Annotated in this window: 19 protein-coding genes; 7 read left to right on the top strand and 12 right to left on the bottom strand. The window is 73.9% G+C overall.

What is annotated here, in order from left to right; translation table 11 throughout:
* Positions 1 to 14 precede the first annotated feature (14 nt).
* Both FHX75_RS30270 and FHX75_RS30265 read right to left on the bottom strand, forming a co-directional pair.
* Complete coding sequence (locus FHX75_RS30270; RefSeq protein ID WP_154943998.1) at positions 15 to 689, bottom strand: DUF4166 domain-containing protein; 675 nt, start codon at positions 687 to 689, stop codon at positions 15 to 17.
* Entirely contained in the window at positions 686 to 1396 is a 711-nt protein-coding gene (locus FHX75_RS30265) for an SRPBCC family protein (protein ID WP_154943997.1), read from the bottom strand. Before FHX75_RS30265 ends, FHX75_RS30270 begins: the two co-directional genes overlap by 4 nt.
* A 154-nt stretch (positions 1397 to 1550) precedes the next feature.
* Between FHX75_RS30265 and FHX75_RS30260 the strand changes: the two genes are divergently transcribed.
* Both FHX75_RS30260 and FHX75_RS30255 read left to right on the top strand, forming a co-directional pair.
* On the top strand, positions 1551 to 2156 hold the full coding sequence (locus FHX75_RS30260; RefSeq protein WP_211364643.1) for an ArsR/SmtB family transcription factor: 606 nt from the start codon (positions 1551 to 1553) through the stop codon (positions 2154 to 2156).
* Positions 2157 to 2215: 59 nt separating this feature from the next.
* On the top strand, positions 2216 to 2974 hold the full coding sequence (locus FHX75_RS30255) for an SRPBCC family protein (protein ID WP_154943996.1): 759 nt from the start codon (positions 2216 to 2218) through the stop codon (positions 2972 to 2974).
* A 31-nt stretch (positions 2975 to 3005) separates the two neighbouring features.
* On the opposite strand, the gene FHX75_RS30250 is transcribed toward FHX75_RS30255, so the two are convergent.
* The 4 genes from FHX75_RS30250 to FHX75_RS30235 are packed head-to-tail and all read right to left on the bottom strand — an operon-like array spanning position 3006 to position 6547.
* Positions 3006 to 3587 (bottom strand): mycothiol transferase, encoded by a 582-nt coding sequence (locus FHX75_RS30250; RefSeq protein WP_154943995.1) that lies wholly within the window; start codon positions 3585 to 3587, stop codon positions 3006 to 3008.
* A 44-nt stretch (positions 3588 to 3631) separates the two neighbouring features.
* Positions 3632 to 4024, bottom strand: coding sequence for a VOC family protein (locus FHX75_RS30245; RefSeq protein WP_154943994.1), 393 nt, complete (start codon positions 4022 to 4024; stop codon positions 3632 to 3634).
* A 5-nt stretch (positions 4025 to 4029) separates the two neighbouring features.
* Complete coding sequence (gene lipB / locus FHX75_RS30240) at positions 4030 to 4668, bottom strand: lipoyl(octanoyl) transferase LipB (RefSeq protein WP_154943993.1); 639 nt, start codon at positions 4666 to 4668, stop codon at positions 4030 to 4032.
* Positions 4669 to 4696: 28 nt separating this feature from the next.
* Positions 4697 to 6547, bottom strand: a complete 1851-nt coding sequence (locus tag FHX75_RS30235) for a DUF6311 domain-containing protein (RefSeq protein WP_154943992.1) — start codon at positions 6545 to 6547, stop codon at positions 4697 to 4699.
* Positions 6548 to 6683: 136 nt separating this feature from the next.
* On the opposite strand from FHX75_RS30235, the gene FHX75_RS30230 reads away from it, so the two are divergent.
* Together FHX75_RS30230 and FHX75_RS30225 are read left to right on the top strand one after the other, a co-directional pair.
* Positions 6684 to 7073 (top strand): SCO5389 family protein, encoded by a 390-nt coding sequence (locus FHX75_RS30230; protein WP_088961009.1) that lies wholly within the window; start codon positions 6684 to 6686, stop codon positions 7071 to 7073.
* Between the two features lie 154 nt (positions 7074 to 7227).
* On the top strand, positions 7228 to 8421 hold the full coding sequence (locus tag FHX75_RS30225; protein WP_154943991.1) for an extracellular catalytic domain type 1 short-chain-length polyhydroxyalkanoate depolymerase: 1194 nt from the start codon (positions 7228 to 7230) through the stop codon (positions 8419 to 8421).
* 97 nt (positions 8422 to 8518) lie between these two features.
* Here the strand turns inward: FHX75_RS30225 and FHX75_RS30220 are convergent, their stop codons facing one another.
* Positions 8519 to 9418, bottom strand: a complete 900-nt coding sequence (locus FHX75_RS30220; protein WP_154943990.1) for a TIGR01777 family oxidoreductase — start codon at positions 9416 to 9418, stop codon at positions 8519 to 8521.
* Positions 9419 to 9528: 110 nt separating this feature from the next.
* Complete coding sequence (locus FHX75_RS30215) at positions 9529 to 10527, bottom strand: aldo/keto reductase (protein WP_154943989.1); 999 nt, start codon at positions 10525 to 10527, stop codon at positions 9529 to 9531.
* Positions 10528 to 10580: 53 nt separating this feature from the next.
* Here FHX75_RS30215 and FHX75_RS30210 point away from each other — a divergent pair, with 53 nt between their 5' ends.
* Positions 10581 to 10949, top strand: a complete 369-nt coding sequence (locus FHX75_RS30210; RefSeq protein ID WP_154943988.1) for a MerR family transcriptional regulator — start codon at positions 10581 to 10583, stop codon at positions 10947 to 10949.
* Positions 10950 to 10952: 3 nt separating this feature from the next.
* Positions 10953 to 11132, top strand: coding sequence for a hypothetical protein (locus tag FHX75_RS31065; RefSeq protein WP_170285510.1), 180 nt, complete (start codon positions 10953 to 10955; stop codon positions 11130 to 11132).
* 5 nt (positions 11133 to 11137) lie between these two features.
* Here FHX75_RS31065 and FHX75_RS30205 read toward each other — a convergent pair whose 3' ends face one another.
* The 3 genes from FHX75_RS30205 to FHX75_RS30195 form a co-directional block, all read right to left on the bottom strand.
* Positions 11138 to 12052, bottom strand: coding sequence for an LLM class flavin-dependent oxidoreductase (locus tag FHX75_RS30205; protein ID WP_154943987.1), 915 nt, complete (start codon positions 12050 to 12052; stop codon positions 11138 to 11140).
* A 70-nt stretch (positions 12053 to 12122) separates the two neighbouring features.
* Entirely contained in the window at positions 12123 to 12593 is a 471-nt protein-coding gene (locus FHX75_RS30200; RefSeq protein WP_154943986.1) for a hemerythrin domain-containing protein, read from the bottom strand.
* Between the two features lie 77 nt (positions 12594 to 12670).
* Positions 12671 to 14014, bottom strand: coding sequence for a low temperature requirement protein A (locus FHX75_RS30195; RefSeq protein ID WP_154943985.1), 1344 nt, complete (start codon positions 14012 to 14014; stop codon positions 12671 to 12673).
* Between the two features lie 150 nt (positions 14015 to 14164).
* Between FHX75_RS30195 and FHX75_RS30190 the strand changes: the two genes are divergently transcribed.
* On the top strand, positions 14165 to 15109 hold the full coding sequence (locus FHX75_RS30190; protein ID WP_154943984.1) for an SDR family NAD(P)-dependent oxidoreductase: 945 nt from the start codon (positions 14165 to 14167) through the stop codon (positions 15107 to 15109).
* A 100-nt stretch (positions 15110 to 15209) separates the two neighbouring features.
* Here FHX75_RS30190 and sucB read toward each other — a convergent pair whose 3' ends face one another.
* Positions 15210 to 17039, bottom strand: coding sequence for a 2-oxoglutarate dehydrogenase, E2 component, dihydrolipoamide succinyltransferase (gene sucB / locus FHX75_RS30185; RefSeq protein ID WP_154943983.1), 1830 nt, complete (start codon positions 17037 to 17039; stop codon positions 15210 to 15212).
* Between the last annotated feature and the right edge of the window lie 17 nt (positions 17040 to 17056).

Here is a 17056-nt window from a genome sequence, read left to right as displayed (position 1 = left end):
GGTGATCCTCTCCGTCAGTCCCGGGGATTCTCCCGCAGCGGCCGCACGGCGGCGGGCACCGGTGCCCCGTCCGGCGGCACGTAGTCGACGGTGAAGCTGCCGGTGTACCCGAACAGCGGCCCGACGTGGCGGTTGGTGACCCGTACGTCGATGTGGAACCGCCCGGTCCGGTCGTCGTACCACTCGCGCAGGTGGGCCTCGCCGCTGAGCCCCGGCGGGCAGGGCAGCCCGCCGCGGAAGCGCTGGGCGCCGCTGCGGATCGTCAGCGCCCCGGCGGCGTCGACGCCGAGGTGCAGGTCGACCGCGAGGTGCTGGTGGGTGCCCAGGTAGTCCACCAGGACGCCGCGCCGGGGGCTCCACACCATCGTGGCGTCGAACCGGCGGCGGCGGTGCGCGGCGACCTCGAAGGTACGCACGAAGGTCAGCGTCGGGCGGCGGTACGAGTCGGTGTAGGCGTAGTTCTCGATGGTGAACGGCACGCCGGTGCCGGTCTCCGGGAACAACACGTGCCGCAGGGTGCCCAGCCGCAGGAACGGCGCGGTGAAGGCGGCGCCGCGCCAGACCCGGTCCATCACGCCGGTGCCCACACAGCCCAGGTCGGTGCGGCCGTCGACGCCGAAGCGGCGCCGCAGTCGGGGGTGCAGCCGGTCGAAGTCGGCGCCCAGGGCGCGCTGGAAGACGGAGGTCACAGCCGCTCCAGCAGCGACGGCGTCCGGGCGGCGAGGCGGTCCGCCGGCCGGCGTCGGCACCGGCGGGCGGCCGGGGTGTGCGGGTGGGGCGGCAGCGCCAGCGCGACCGCCGCCGTGGCGAGCACCGCCCCGGCGACCCCCGCGCCTCCCGCGCCCAGCCGGGCGGCCAGCGCGCCGACGCAGGCCACCGCGAGCGCCCGCAGGGCCACCTCCCGCCACGCCTGCCGCCGGGCGCGCTCGGGCGGCACGCCCCGTTCCAGCCAGAGCCGCAGCCGGTCGAACGACCACGCGGTCGCCCAGCCGAACAGCGGCCGGAAGGCGAGATCGGCCAGCCGGCCGGCGCGCCCCCAGCGTGGGGCGTACGTGTAGCCGGTCAGGAACCGTACGCCGTCCGGCCCGGGCAGGTAGCGCCAGTAGCCGGACCCGGTGGCGATCAGCGAGCGCGGGTCGTCGGAGCCGAAGCGCAGCGCCGAGGTGCGGGTGCCGTCCGGGCGGTGCTGCTCACCGGCGTGCGTGCCGTGGCCGGCGATCCGCACGCCGGGCAGTACGGCGGTGGCGTACCGGAACCGGGCGGGGGTGCTGCCCGGCACCGGGTCGATCCGGCCGAACCGCGCGTCCCAGCGGCGGTGCGCCGCCGGGTCCTGGGTCGCCTGCCAGAGCCGTTCCACCGGCGCGTCGATCAGTGTCTCCACGTAGATGCCCCGCACGTCAGCCTCCCTTTTGAGCGGTCGCTCAACGAACGGTATCGACGGTTGAGCGACCGCTCAATCCCTCGCGCGGGGGAGCGTCCGCAGCGCAGACCCCGCTACCGACAACTTGCATTGTCTTGACAAGAAAAGTTGTCGGTGAGAGGCTGAGGGCATGTTCGACATCGCAGTGATCGAGGACCCGGCGGCCGCCGAGGCGTCGCTGGACCCGGTGCGTGCCCGGCTGCTCGCCGCGCTCGCCGAGCCGGCCTCGGCGACGATGCTCGCGGCCCGGGTCGGGCTGGCCCGGCAGAAGGTCAACTACCACCTCCGGGCGCTGGAGCAGCACGGCCTGATCGAGCTGGTCGAGGAGCGCCGCAAGGGCAACGTGACCGAGCGGGTCATGCGCGCCACCGCGGCGTCGTACGTCATCTCGCCGGCCGCGCTCGCCGCCGTGCGCCCGGATCCGGCCCAGGCGCCCGACCGGCTCTCCGCGCGGTGGCTGCTGGCGCTCGCCGCCCGGCTCGTCCAGGACGTCGGCGCGCTGATCACCGGCGCGGACCGGGCCGGGAAGCGGGTCGCCACCTTCGCCGTGGACGCCGACGTCCGGTTCGCCTCGGCGACCGACCGGGCCGCGTTCGCCGAGGAGTTGGCGGCCGCCGTCGCCGGCCTGGTCGGCCGCTATCACGACGAGCAGGCTCCCGGTGGCCGGCGGCACCGGGTGGTCGTCGCCCTGCACCCCAGCGCCGACCTCCCGACCGGCGCAGCCGAGGACTCCTGACGGTCACTGAATTTTCGCTCGCGACCCACTCCGCGCACCACACAGAGAGAGGCACCACCATGGGACACCCGTTCGAGCTCGACAAGGACATCGCGCTGCCCGGCACGCCGGAGCAGGTGTGGGCGGCGATCGCGACCGGCCCGGGCATCGACTCCTGGTTCATGGGCCGCAGCGAGGTCGAGCCCGGCGAGGGCGGCCGGACCCGGTTCACCATGGCCGGTGAGGTCGCCGAGTCGACCGTGACGGCCTGGGAGCCCGGTAAGCGGTTCGCGTACCGGAGCGACCCGGGGCCGGACGGCACCTTCATGGCCATCGAGTACCTGATCGAGGGCCGCGAGCAGGGCGGCACCGTGCTGCGGCTGGTGCAGAGCGGTGTCCTCGGGGACAACTGGGAGACCGAGTACGAGGCCATGCGGACCGGTTGGGACATGTACCTGGAGACGCTCGCGGCGTACCTGGCGCACTTCGCCGGCCGGGCCGGCACCCCGGTCGCGGCGTTCCGGCCCGGGGCGGGCGAACCGGATGAGGTCTGGGCGGCCGTGGCCGGCGCGTTCGGGCTCACCGGCCCGGTCACCGGGGGCGAGCCGGTCCGGCTCGAGCTGCCCGGGCTGCCGCCGGTCGACGGCGTGGTCGACCTCGTCGGCCTGCCGACGTACTTCGGCGTGCGGACCTCGGACGCGCTCTACCGGTTCCTGCACTCCGGCACGGACCGGGGCAACGTCCTGGTGCTCGGGCACCACCTCTTCGCCGCCGACCCGGACCCGGCCCGCGCCGAGCAGGCCTGGCAGGACTGGCTGACCCGGCTGCCGATCGGCTGACCGGGGTCGGGCCGGCGTCACCTCGTCGGCGTCAGCTGCCCGGGATCGGCTGCCCCGCCCGTGGGCGCCACCCGGGCGGCGGGTCCTCACCGGTCAGCCCGTCCACCGCCTCGCGGAGCAGGTCGGCGTGGCCGGTGTGCCGGCCGTACTCCTCGATCAGGTCGCAGACGAGCCGGCGCAGGCTGGCCCGGGTGCCGTCGGGGGCGGAGGCGTGGACGAGCTGGTCGAGCCCGCCGTCGGCGAGGGCCGCCGCCAGCCGCGCGCGGGACCGGGCGACGGCGCCGTCCCAGAGCGCGTAGAGCTCGTCCGGGCTGTCGGCGGCGGCGGAGGTGAACGGCCAGGCCTCGCTGTCCCAGGCGGCAAGGTCCCACGGCGGGCCCAGCGGCGCGCCGCTCAGCCGGACGGTGAACATGTGGTCCTCCACGACCGCGAGGTGCTTGAGCAGGCCGCCGAGGGTCAGCGCGGAGGCGCCGACCCGGGCCCGCAGCCCGGCCGCGTCGAGGTCGTCGGCCTTCCAGCGGAAGGTGGTACGCAGGCGGTCCAGCGCGCCGACCAGGTGCGCGACCTCGGTGCCCGCGAGGGGTGGCTCCCACGGGGTGTCGTTGTCCGTCATCGCACCACCGTAGAGCCGGGGTACGACCGTCGGACGGCGCGCGGCTAGGCGGGGCCGAGCAGGTCCCAGCGATTGCCGGCGATGTCGCGGAAGACGGCGACCCGCCCGTACGGCTCGGTGCGCGGCGGCCGCACGAACTCGACGCCCGCGTCGACCATCCGCCGGTGCACCGCGTCGAAGTCGTCGACCTGGAGGAAGAAGCCGACCCGGCCGGCGACCTGGTCGCCGACCGCGCGCTCCTGGCGCTCGGAGTCGGCGCGAGCCAGCAGCAGGCCGGTCTGCGCCCCGGGCGGGCGGACGACGACCCAGCGCTTGGGGCGCCCGTCGGTGGTCAGCGAGGGGGAGTCCTCGACCAGGTCGAAGCCGAGCACCTCGGTGAAGAAGGCGATCGCCGGGTCGTACTCGGCGACGACGACGGTGACGAGATCGACGTGCACGCGGCTCAGCCGAGCAGGGTGGGCAGGCGACGCTCGACCACCGGGAGGACGTCGGCGACGCTGACCGGTCGGCCCAGCTCGGCGGTGAGCGAGGTGACCCCCGCGTCCCGGATGCCGCAGGGCACGATCCGGTCGAAGTACGTCAGGTCGCAGTCGCAGTTGATCGAGAAGCCGTGCAGGGTCACCCCACGGGCCACCCGGATGCCGATGGCGGCCACCTTGCGGGCCGGACCCCGGTCGTCCTCGGGCACCCAGACGCCGCTGCGCCCCTCGACCCGACCGGCGGCCAGCCCGAACTCGGCGCAGACGTCGATCAGCAGCTGCTCGGTGCGGCGCACGTAGGCGACCACGTCCACCGGGTCGGGCAGGCGCAGGATCGGGTAGCCGACGAGCTGACCCGGCCCGTGCCAGGTGATCTTGCCGCCCCGGTCCACGTCGACGACCGGGGTGCCGTCCATCGGGCGGTCCCACGGCTCGGTGCGCTTGCCGGCGGTGTAGACGCTCGGGTGCTCCAGCAGCAGCACGGTGTCGCCGCGCTCACCCGCCACCACCGACTCGTGGAGGCGGCGCTGTTCGTCCCAGGCGGCCTGGTAGTCGAGCAGGCCGGCGCGGACGGCCGTCAGGCCGGAAGTCGTCGCGGTCACCTCACAAGCCTAGACCCGCCACCGGGGCTCACCGGGGGTGAGCCTCGTCGCGTCGGGCGGCGGGAACCTCCCAGAGCCAGACGTCGTCGACCCGCCGCGGGGGACCGAGCAGGGCCGTCGCGGTCCGGCGCAGGGCGTCCTCGTCGAGGTCGTACTTCGCCCCGTGCACCTCGTCCGGCAGCACCACCGCCTCGACGCCCCAGTACCGCAGGTCGGCCAGGCAGAGCTGGATGCTGCCCTCGGTGATGATCGGCACCAGGCCGGTGCGGCCGGCCTGGTCCATCAGCGTGTCGAAGGTGCGCGGCGGTGGGCCGATCCGGCCCCGGCCGTCCGGGCCGCCGGGGCCGAGGAAGAAGCCGGCCGGGATGCGGAACGCGCCCTGCCGGTGCGCCAGCGCGTACGCCTGCCAGCGCTGCCCGTCCGGCGTCACGTCCAGGGTCAGCGGCAGCGGGGTGAGCACCCCGCCGGGCGAGATGTGCTGCCGCCAGGTCCCGGCCGTGATGAACTCCGGCACCGGCGGCCGGGCGCTGGTCGCCAGCGGCGTGGGCAGCAGCGGCACCAGCGCGACCGCGAAGCCGGCAGCCCACGCCGTCGCCACGCGCCGTCGCCGGGGCGGGTCGGCCCGGAGCTGGTCGACGGTGTACGCCAGCAGCAGGCCGATCACCGGCGCGACCACCAGCGCCAGCCGGGACGGCAACGCGGCGTTGACCACCGGCAGCCCGTCCAGCAGGCCGAACGGCAGCAGCTGGTCGGTGCGCCGCCCGTCCCACTTCGCCAGCGACCCCCAGGAAAGCACCGAGAAGAGCCCGGCGGTCACGCCCAGCGCGGCCAGCGTGGCCCGGCGGCCCGGGTCGGCCCGCCGCCACAGCGCCACGAAGCAGGCCACGGCGAGCAGCAGCAGCGGCAGCCCGAAGAAGGAGTTCTCCTCGGTCGGGTTGGGCGCCAGGTTGGTGCCCAGGCCCGCCGCGCCGGCCAGCGACCGCTGCGGGTACGCGCCGAACGCGGCGATGTCCTCGGAGTGGATCACCGCGTCGAAGCCCGTGCCGTGGAAGCGCTGCGGGCCGGCGAAGTGCAGCCAGAGCGGGTACGCCAACAGCGCCCCCGCCACCAGCGCGGTCACGCCGAGCCCGCGCAGGAAGGTGGGCAGCGCCGCCCGCGCCTCGGCCCGCCGGGCCGGGTGCAGCGCCCAGACGGCGAGGAAGACGGCGAGCGCCAGCGCGGTGAAGAAGAGCCCCTCGGCGGCGATCGAGAAGGCGACCGCCACCAGCACGCCGAGCACGATCCCGCCGCGCAGCCAGCGCCCGGGCCGGCGCAGCGCGAACACCCCCCAGGTCAGCAGCGGCACCAGCCAGCCGGCGGTCCAGTTCAGGTGCGCGTTGGCGTGCGCGACCATGCCGGGGGAGTAGGCGATGAACAGCGCCCCGACGCCGGCGGCCAGCCGGCTGCGGACCAGGTGCCGGGAGAGCAGCCAGTACCAGGCCAGCGCGGTGGCGACCAGGTTGAGGGTGAGGATCACCAGGAACGTCGCCGGGGGCCCGATCAGGTACGTCAGCGGGGCGAAGACCGCCGCGTAGACGGTGATCGAGGTGTTGACCGCGAGGTTCACCCCGTCCGGGACGTTGACCAGCTGGGTGAAGAACGGGTTCTCCCCGTGGGTCAGCGCGTGCCCGCCGAAGGCGAGCAGCCACTCGAAGAGCGCCTGGTCGCTGGAGTTGACCGTGATCGCCCGGCTGCTCGGGTCGCGCCAGAGGCCGCTGGTCACCCAGACGGCCAGCACCACGGCGGCCAGCACCACGCTCAGATCGGCCCGGCGACCCCGGCCGGCGGCGGGTGCGGCGGCGGGCGGCTGGTCGGCGGCCAGGGTCGGGGAGGTCGGCACGGAGCGGACGTTACCAACAGGATCTGGACACGCCGGTCGGACACGGAACGTTGACTCCTTATTGGGAATGACTTCCAATTGCAGGAGTCGCGCCATCGCGCAGATCGCGCGTCAGTGCGCAGATCGGAGGAGCACCATGTCTCTCGACGTTCCCACCGCCCTCTTGGAGCGGGCCGAGGCCGGCCGGGTCGACGACGAGGAGTTCGTCGACTGTGTCCGGCGGTCCCTGCCGTACGCCTGGTCGGTGGTCGCCGACGTCGCCGCGCGCGCGGCCGACGGCGGCCGGATGGCCGAACACGCCGTGCCGCCGCCGTCGGAGGCCGAGCGCGGGCAGTTGCTGCGCGCACTGGCCAGCGACGCCATCCGGGGCGGGCTGGAGCGGCACTTCAACGTGACGCTGGCCTTCCAGAACTGTCACCGGGTCGCCGCCTTCCCGCCGGCGCTGGTCGGCGGCGACGCCCACCGGCAGTTCGTCTCGCCGCTGGCGCAGATCCGTAACCAGAGCCCGGAGCTGCGCAACTGCTGAGGGGTCGGGTCGGGGGTCGGGCTGCCGGCCCCCGACCGCTACATCGGCGACGACGAATGTGTGAGCGCCGGCCATGTCGCTGGTCTGAAACACGGACGTAACGTCTCGGCAACTCGGGGGTGACCCAGTTCACACGCCGCAACAGGAGGTCGCCGTGCACCGTTCCCCATCCGTCCTCGCCCGGCTCGCCGGGGCGCTGGCCGGGGCCGTCGTCGCCGCGGCCGCCCTGGTCGCGGTCGCCGTGCCCGCCCAGGCCGCCACGCTGACCCAGGTCACCGGCTTCGGCTCGAACCCGGGCAACCTCGCCATGTACGCCTACCGCCCGGACGGGCTGCCGGCCAACGCGCCGGCCGTGGTGCTGCTGCACGGCTGCACCCAGAACGCCGCCGGCTACTTCGCCAACTCCGGCTGGCAGAAGTACGCCGACCAGTGGAAGTTCGCCCTGATCGTGCCCCAGCAGTCCAGCGCCAACCAGCCGCTGAGCTGCTTCAACTGGTTCGTCGAGGGGGACATCAGCCGGGGCCAGGGCGAGGCCCTGTCCATCAAGCAGATGGTCGACCACGCCAAGACCAACTACGGCCTCGACGGCAACCGGATCTTCGTCAGCGGGCTGTCCGCCGGCGGGGCGATGACCTCGGTCATGCTCGCCACCTACCCGGACGTCTTCGCCGCCGGCTCGGTCATCGCCGGGCTGCCGTACCGCTGTTCGCCGCCGGCGTCGACCAACACCTGCCAGTACACCGGGGTGGACAAGAGCCCGGCGGCCTGGGGCGACCTGGTCCGCAACGCCTACTCCGGCTACACCGGCCGCCGCCCCCGGGTCGCCATCTGGCACGGCACCTCGGACACCACGGTGGTGCCGATGAACGCCACCGAGTCCCGCGACCAGTGGACCAACGTGCTCGGTGTATCACAGACCCCGACCAGCACCGCGTCGCTGACCGGCGGCACCGGCCTGGAGGTGTACGGGAACGACGCCGTCCGGCTCTACCGGGTCTCCGGCATGGGCCACGGCACGCCGGTCGACCCCGGCTCGGCCGCCGACCAGTGCGGCACCGCGACCTCGTACTTCCTGGACACCATCTGCTCGACCTACCGGGACGCCCTCTTCTTCGGCCTCGGCGGCGGCGTCAACCCCACTCCCACCGCCACGGCCTCGCCGACCCCGACCACCGCCCCCACCTGCGTCACCGCCAGCAACTACGCCCACGTGACCGCCGGCCGCGCCTACCAGTCCGGCGGCTACGCCTACGCCCTCGGCAGCAACCAGCGGATGGGCCTCTACAACACCTTCAACACCAGCACCCTCAAGCAGACCGCCCCCTCCTACTGGGTCATCGGCTGCTGACCCCCCCGTCCGCACCCCGTCGATCATGAAGTTGTTGCCCCGCCCACCGGCGTGTCGGGGCAACAACTTCATGATCACCGCCTTGGGAGCCAGGGGGTCAGTCCGTCAGCGCCGCGTGGAGCGCACCAGCCAGGTCGGGGTGGGTGTAGTGGAAGGTGGCCTTCGTCAGGACGCCGGGGAGGACGCGGGTGCTGGTCAGGGCCTCCTGGGCGAAGCCGCCCAGGGCGACCTTGAGGGCCAGCGCGGGGATCGGCATGATCGCCGGACGGTGCAGCTGGCGGGCCAGCTCCCGGGTGAACTCGGCGTTGGTGACCGGCGCCGGACCGACCACGTTGACCGGGCCGCCGATGTCGTCACGGTCGAGCAGGAACACCGCGGCGTCCAGCCAGTCCCGCATCGAGATCCACGGCAGCCACTGCCGGCCGCTGCCCAGCTTCCCGGCGATGCCCAGCTTGAACGGCAACAGCTGCGGCTTGAGCAGCCCGCCGTCGCGGTGCAGCGGCAGCCCGGTGCGCAGCCGTACCACCCGCACCCCGGCGTCCTCGGCCGGCCGGGTCGCCGCCTCCCACACCCGGCAGACGTCGGCCAGGAAACCCTCCCCGGCCGGGGAGTCCTCCTCGACCGCCCGGTCGCCGGTGTTGCCGTACCAGCCGACGGCGGAGGAGTTGAGCAGCACCGTCGGCCGGTCGGCGGCCGGCAGCCCGGCGATGGCGATGGCCAGTGTGGTGGTGGTGTCCACCCGGCTGGACCGGATGAGCCTCCGGTAGTCGTCGTTCCAGCGCTTGTCGCCGACGCCCGCGCCGGCCAGGTTGACCACCGCGTCGGCCTCGGCCACCACGGCCGGGTCGAGCTGCGCGGCGGACGGGTTCCACTGTCGCTCGTCGGGGGTACGCGGCGGCCGTCGCACCAGCCGGGTGACCTGGTGCCCGTCGGCGGTGAGGCGGTCGACCAGCCGGGTGCCGAGGAAGCCGGACGCGCCGGCCATGAGGATCCGCATGCTCATATCTTCGGGTACGGAGGCGGGTTCGGATGCGTTCAGCCCGTTTGCGGATCGAGACGCCGGAAGCGGCCCCCGACCCGCCCAACCGGGTCGAGGGCCGCCCGCGATCAGGCGACCGGCACGGCGCGCAGGTCGGCGAGCAGGCGTTCCACCTCCGCGAACGCCTCGGCCGACAGCGGTCCGCGGGCGAGGGTGCCGAAATTCTCCTCGGCCTGCGCGACGGTCCGGCAGCCCGGGATGGGCACCGTCCGTGGGCTGCGCGCGAGCAGCCAGCCCAGCGCACCCTGGGCGAGGGTACGACCGTCCGCGGTGAGCGCCTCCCGGATCTCGGCGAGCCGGGCCGACCACCGCGGTGCCGGGCGCCCGTCGGTGAACCAGACCAGCCACTCCGGTGCCCGCCCGCGCACGTCGTCCGCCCCGACCGCCCGCGTCGAGCCGGTGAGCAGGCCCATGGCGAGCGGTCCCCGGTTGAGACTGGCCAGGTCGAGCGCGTCGCAGACGGCGAGCAGCTCGGCGTTGTCCTTGAACACCGACTCGTCGTGCTGGATCGCCGCGCAGTGCGGACCGGCCTCGGCGAACGCGCGCGCGGACGCCGGGTTGTCGGTGCTCCAGCCGTACGCGCGGATCTTGCCCTGGGTGACGAGGTCCTCCAGGGTGTCGACCAGGTCGAGCGCGGCGGACGCCGGCAGGCCGTTGATGTGCAACTGGTAGAGGTCGACATGGTCGGTGCCGAGCCGGCGCAGCGACTCCTCCAGGCTGGCGACCGCGTAGGCCGGGCTGCCGTCCTCGCCGGTCCACCGGCGGGTCCGCTCGTCCGCGCGGTTGCCGAACTTGGTGGCGATCACCGCCTGGTCGCGGCGGCCGGCGAGGGCGCGGCCGAGGACCCGCTCGCTGTGCCCGGCGCCGTAGTTGCTGGCCGTGTCGAAGAGCGTGACGCCGAGGTCGAGGGCGCGGTGGATGGTGCGCACCGACTCGTCGTCGTCCACCTCGCCCCAGCCGAACGGCTCTCCGTCCGCGCCCCAGAGCGGTCCACCGATCGCCCAGCACCCCATGCCGAGGGCGCTGACGTCGATCCCGCTGCGGCCCAGTGTCCGTGTCATCGTCATGCGGCCAGCTTTCAACCTGGAGTGCGCTCCAGGTCAAGCCCTAGCATGGCGACATGCGCGGCTACACCCCCTCGGAGGCGGCGACCCGGAGCGGGTTCAGCCTCGACACCCTCCGCTACTACGAGAAGATCGGCCTGCTCAGCGACATCGGCCGCACCTCCGGCGGCCGTCGGGTCTTCACCGACGACGACCTGAGCTGGCTGGTGCTGTTCCGCTGTCTGCGGGACACGGGCATGCCGATCGCCGAGATGTGCCGGTACGCCGAGCTGGCCCGCGACGGTGAGCACACCGCCGGCCAACGACAGGCCCTGTTGGAGCGGCACGCCGAACGGGTCGAGGAGCAGATGCGCCTGCTGGAACGCCAGTACGACCATCTCCGCGAGAAGATCCGGTTCTACCGGGCGAGCCATGGAACGGCCTGAGCCGTGCCTCCGGTGAGGGCCGACCGGCTCGTCCTGCTGGACCGGGTCGAGTGGTTCATCCTGGAACGCCCCGTGCTGGTCCGACCCGGCGAGACGTACTGGGTCGACCGGAAGTCCGACGAACTCTGTGTCGACCGCGGCGACGGTCGGATCACCCGTACCCCCGGCTGGGTCTGCCGCTGACGGGGTCAGGACAGTCGGGCGAGCACCGGCGCCAGCGGTTCGAGGGCGTCCCGGCGTACCACGAAGCGGGTGACGCCCCAGCGGCGTCGGTGCTCCGCGACCGCCGCGACGATCTCGTCCGTCGTTCCGATCAGGACGAACGGCGTGGCCAGCACCTCGACGACGGTCAGGCCGACCTCGCGCGCGGTCTCCGCCGCGGCGGCCTCCGCGTCGTCGGTGACCACCACCTTCTGCACCAGCGCCTCCAGCGCGGGCGGGTCGTCCCGACCGGCCGCGCCGGCAGCGACGTGGTCGAGCTGCGCCTCGATCTGATCGGTCCGCCAGCGCACGTCGTGGGCGTGGCCGTCGGCGAGGGTACGCCCGAAGCCGGTCAGCCCGACCACCTCGGCGTGCGCACCGGCCCAGCGCAGCAGCGTCGAGTTGGCGGTGCCCATGGTCAGCGGGATCCGGTCCTGCACCGGGCGGGGCGCGGTCAGCCGGGCCTCCCGCACCGTCAGCTCGGGGGTGTCCACGGTGACCTCGTCGCCGTCGAGCAGGGCGCGGACGGCCTCGGCGACGGCCACGCAGCGGCGTACCCGGCCGGCGACGTCCGGGCGCTGGCGGCCGACGGCGCGCCACTCGGCCGGGGTGTGGCCGGCGCCGACGCCGAGCCGGGCCCGCCCGCCGGAGACCAGGTCGAGGGTGGCCACGTCGGTGGCGAGCAGTATCGGCTCGCGGACGCCGAGGTTCGACACGTACGAGCCGAGGCCGATCGTCGAGGTCACCGACGCGGCGGCGGCGAGCGCCACGAACGGGGACGTCACCGCCCCGGGGTGGTCGGCGGCGAGCAGCGCGTCGAAGCCGGCGGCCTCGGCCCGGCGGGCCAGGTCCAGCCAGCTCGCCGCGTCGGTGGGGGTGGCCTGGAGGGAGAAGACGGTCACCGGGCCAGCCTGCGCCGTCGGGGCCCGGCCGGCCAGCCCGGACGGGCCGATTCTGCTGACCGGCGAATCCTCATTCCGGCAGCGGCACGCCGAGCAGCTCCTCGGTCGTCCCGTCGCGCACCGCGTTCAGGGCGGCGACCAGCTTCTTCTCCTCGTAGACGAAGTGCGATTCGAGCAGCGCGCTCAGGCCGTCCAGTTCGGCGCGTACCCCGCCCACGCCGGCCGGGTCGGCGGCCAGCTCCTCGACGCGGCGCAGGACGGCCGCGACCACCTCGTGGTCGGCGGCGAGTTCGTCGAGGACCGGGCGCAGCTGTGGCGCCTGCTCGGCCAGCACCCGGAACGCGCCGCCGTCCTCGCCGGTGTGGTGGCGGGTGAGCGCGGAGCAGAAGGTGAGGCAGTGGGCGCGCAGGTCGCGCGGACCGGTGGGGGAGTCGAGGCCGGCGCGCAGCGCGGCCAGCTCCTCGCGGAGCCAGAGGTGGATCTCGATCAACTGGTTGCCGAGGGCGGTCAGGCGGTCGCCCGGCTCGGTGGAGGGGTGCACGTGGATCCCATGCTGTCCCGCGCCTCCGTGCCCTCGGCGGTCTCCTTGCCGGGTGCACCGCGACGCTGCCGGTGATCCTACGTCGAGGTGCCCGTCTCGTCCGTCCCGCGCTCCTTCCACCGGGCCCGCCAGGCCGCCTCGTGCGCCTCGTGGGTGGTCTTCTCGTGGAAGACCAGTTCGTGCAGCGCGCGCCGGCCTTCGTCCATGGTCACCACCTCGACCACCACCAGCCCGACGCAGATCACGGTGAGCAGGGTCAAGGTGGCCAGCCCGGGCAGGTGGGAGCCGACCGGGATGCCGAGGGCGAGCAGGAGCACGGTGCCGACCCGGGTCCAGGAGACCGTGGCCAGCGTGCGCCACTGGAACAGCATGTTGCCGAGCAGGTAGAGGATCACCCCGCCGAAGAGCAGGGGCACGCTCGGACCGTGCGCCGGCTCGCGCAGCGGCACCGACGGGTCGGCGATCTCGTGCACGATCCCCTCGGCGCCCAGGGCGAACAGGATGATCCCGGCGATCATCGGCAGGTAGAAGTACGCGTACGCGTCCCGGGCCATCGACACCCGGGCGGGGCCCTCGGCGGCGTGCAGGGCGATCCGGGCCGCCGGCCCGATCACGTCGTAGTGGGCCCACCAGAGCGCGGCGGTGAAGAAGATGCCCAGCACCGCCGCCGCGACCGCCGGCCAGGTCGGCGGCTGGCCGAGCAGGTTGCTGCCGACGCCGACCGAGATCACCGACTCGCCCAGCGCGATGATCAGGATGAGCTCGTAGCGTTCCGTCCAGTGCTCCGCAGAGGTCACCCCCCAGCCCCAGGTGCCGCCGAGGAGCCCGGCCGTGTACTGGAGCAGCACCACGGCAACCCACAGGCCGTCCCGGACCATCCCGGCCATCCCGAGGTCGTCGATCCGGGTCGGGATCAGCGCCGCGCCGAGCAGCAGGAGAGTGCTGAACACCATCTCCGGGGCGAACCGGGTCATCTGCCGGCGCTCAATCGGGCTGCTCCACACCACGTGCAGGTAGAGGATGAAGTGCACCGCGCGGATCACCACGTAACTGACCGCCACGACCACCGGCCCGGCCGCGCCCACGCGGGGGTCGCCGAAGGCCTGCGGCAGGGCCAGCGCGAAGCAGAACAGCGCCGCCATCCCGACCACCATCAGCACCGGCACGAACCCCTGGCCGAGCCGGACCCGGGTGGCCACCACGCTGTGCACCACCCAGGTCCACCAGAGCACCGCCAGCACCAGCATGCCGTGCAGCAACGCCGAACCGGTGATCTGGACGGCGGTGGCCCGGGTGATGATGAAGAACGAGAAGACGAAGACCAGGTCGAAGAAGACCTCGAAGCGGTCCACCCGGGCGCCGGGAGCGACGGAGATGGCGGGCCCCAGCCATCTGCGCCACCGCCACTGCCCGCTGCCCACCCGTCCACTCTCGCAGCGTCGGCTCGGCCCGGAGGCGATTCTCCGCGTCGCGGGCGACCGCCTCCAGCGTTACCTCCGCGCCCTGGTGGGAAAACGCCCGCACCGCGGTGTCCAGCAGCCGCCCGCCCGCGCCTCGGACAAGGATGGATCATGACCGCCAGCACACCTGTCAGCACGCCGTTCTCCCGCGAGTCCACCGCCATGGAGGTCGTGCGCGGCATCGACCTCACCGGTCGACGGGCGGTCGTCACCGGTGGGGCGTCCGGCATCGGCGTGGAGACCGCCCGGGCACTCGCCGCCGCCGGGGCCGAGGTCACCCTCGCCGTACGCAACCCCGACGCCGGCCAGCGGGCCGCGGCGGACATCACGGACACCACCGGCAACGACCGGATCCTCGTCGCCCCGCTCGACCTCGCCGACCAGTCGTCGGTGGCCGGGTTCGTGCGCACCTGGGACGGGCCGCTGCACATCCTGGTCGACAACGCCGGCATCATGGCCTCGCCCGAAATGCGCACCCCGCAGGGCTGGGAGATGCAGTTCGCGACCAACCACCTGGGCCACTTCGCCCTGGCCGCCGGGCTGCACCGGGCGCTGGCGGCGGCCGGGGGCGCGCGCGTCGTGTCGGTCAGCTCGGCGGCCCACCTGCGCTCGCCGGTGGTCTTCGACGACATCCACTTCACCCGGCGTCCGTACGACCCGTGGGAGGCCTACGGGCAGTCCAAGACGGCCAACGTGCTCTTCGCGGTGGAGCTGACCAGGCGCTGGGCCGACGACGGCGTCACCAGCAACGCGTTGATGCCCGGGGCGATCCGGACCAACCTCCAGCGCTACATCAGCGAGGAGGAGCTGAACCGGATGCGCGCGCAGAGCGGCGGTGGCGCGGCCTACTGGAAGAGCACCGAGCAGGGCGCGGCCACCTCGGTGCTGGTTGCCACCTCGCCGCTGCTCGACGGGATCGGCGGGCGCTACTTCGAGGACTGCCAGGAGGCCGGGCCGAACCAGCCGGGCACCCGCACCGGCTACGCGCCGTACGCGCGTGACCCGGAGGCGGCGGAGCGGCTCTGGACGGTCTCCGAGGAGACCCTCCGGGCGTGACGCGGGTGCGGCACCGATGTCCGGCCGTCGCACGCAGGACTGAACGGCGCAGGGCGCCCCGGTCGGTGTGACCGGGGCGCCCTGCGTTCGTACGGGAGGATCAGAGGCCGAGGTCGGCCTCGAAGTTGCCGGCCTCCAGGCGCTCCTTGACCGCGACCAGGAAACGGGCCGCGTCGGCGCCGTCGATCAGCCGGTGGTCGTAGGAGAGGGCCAGGTAGATCATCGAGCGGACCGCGATGACCTCGCCCAGCTCCGGGTCGTTGACCACGACCGGACGCTTGACCACGGCACCGGTGCCGAGCATCGCCGACTGCGGCGACGGCACGATCGGGGTGTCGAAGAGCGCGCCCCGGCTGCCGGTGTTGGTCAGCGTGAAGGTCGCGCCGGCGATCTCGTCCGGGCTGATCTTGTTGGTCCGGGTGCGCTCGGCCAGGTCGGCGACCCGCTTGGCGATGCCGCCCAGGTTCAGGTCACCGGCGTTGTGGATGACCGGGACCAGGAGACCCCGCTCGGTGTCCACGGCGATGCCCAGGTGCTCGGCGTCCGGGTAGGTGATCGTGCCGGCCTCGAGGTCCATGCTGGCGTTGACGATCGGGTACGCCTGCAGCGCCTCGATGGCCGCCAGCGCGAAGAACGGCAGGAACGACAGCTTGACGCCGTGCCGCTGCTGGAACGACTCCTTGGCCTGCGCCCGCAGCTTGGCGATCTTGGTGACGTCCACCTCGATCACCGTGGTGAGCTGCGCCATCTCGTGCAGCGACTCGTGCATCCGCTTGGCGATGGCCTTGCGGATCCGGGGCAGCTTCTCGGTCGTGCCGCGCTTGCCGCTCGGCTGCGGCTTCGCGGCCGGCTTGGCCGGGGCCGCCGCGGCGGGCTGCTGCGCGGGGGCCGGCGCGGCCTTGGCCGCCTTGGCCTTCTCCGCCGCCTCCAGCACGTCCTGCTTGCGGATCCGGCCGCCGACGCCGGTGCCGTTGACCGAGGAGAGGTCGACACCGTGCTCGCCGGCCAGCTTGCGCACCAGCGGGGTCACGTAGCCGGCCGCCTCCTCGCCGCCCTGTGCCGGGGCGGTGGGCCGCTGCGGGGTTGGGGTCGGCGCGGACGGCTGCGCCGCCTGCTCGGCCTTGACCGGCTCGGCGGCGGTCTCCGCCTCGGCCGCCGGCTCGTTGTACGACATGCCCGGGGTCGGCTCCTCGACCTTGGGCTCCGGCTTGGCCTCGGCCTTCGGCTCCGGCTTCGGCTCGGGCTTGGCCTCCGCCTTGGGCTCGGGCTTCGGCTCCGGCTTCGCCGCCGGGGCGGCCCCGGCGGCACCGATGATCGCCAGGTCGGCGCCCACCTCGGCGGTCTCGTCCTCGGCGACCTTGATCTCCAGCACGGTGCCGGCGACCGGCGACGGGATCTCCGTGTCGACCTTGTCGGTGGAGACCTCCAGCAGGGGCTCGTCCACCTCGACGGTCTCGCCGACCTGCTTGAGCCAGCGGGTGACCGTACCCTCGGTGACGCTCTCACCCAGGGCCGGCATCTTCACCGGCGTGCCCTCGCCCGACGGCGCCGGGGCGGCCTCGGCCTGCGGCTGCGGCGCCGCGGGCTGCTCCTGCTCCGGCTCCGGGCCGGTGCCCGCCGCGGCGGCGGTGGGCTCGGCGGCCGGCTCGGCCGCCTGCTGCGGGGCGGCCTCGCCGCCACCGGCCTGCTCGCCCTCACCGGCGATGACGGCCAGCTCGCTGCCCACCTCGGCGGTCTCGTCCTCGCCGACCACGATCCGGCTCAGCACGCCCGCCGCGGGGGACGGGATCTCCGTGTCGACCTTGTCGGTCGACACCTCGAGCAGCGGCTCGTCGACCTCGACGGTGTCGCCCTCCTGCTTGAGCCAGCGGGTGACGGTGCCCTCGGTGACGCTCTCGCCGAGCCGAGGCATGGTGACCGATACCGGCATCTCTTATGACTCCTTCA

This window comes from Micromonospora palomenae, from assembly GCF_007829925.1.
Lineage (GTDB): Bacteria > Actinomycetota > Actinomycetes > Mycobacteriales > Micromonosporaceae > Micromonospora > Micromonospora purpureochromogenes.
Note: the sequence above shows the minus strand (reverse complement) of the source record. Positions and strands in the feature narration are given on the sequence as shown.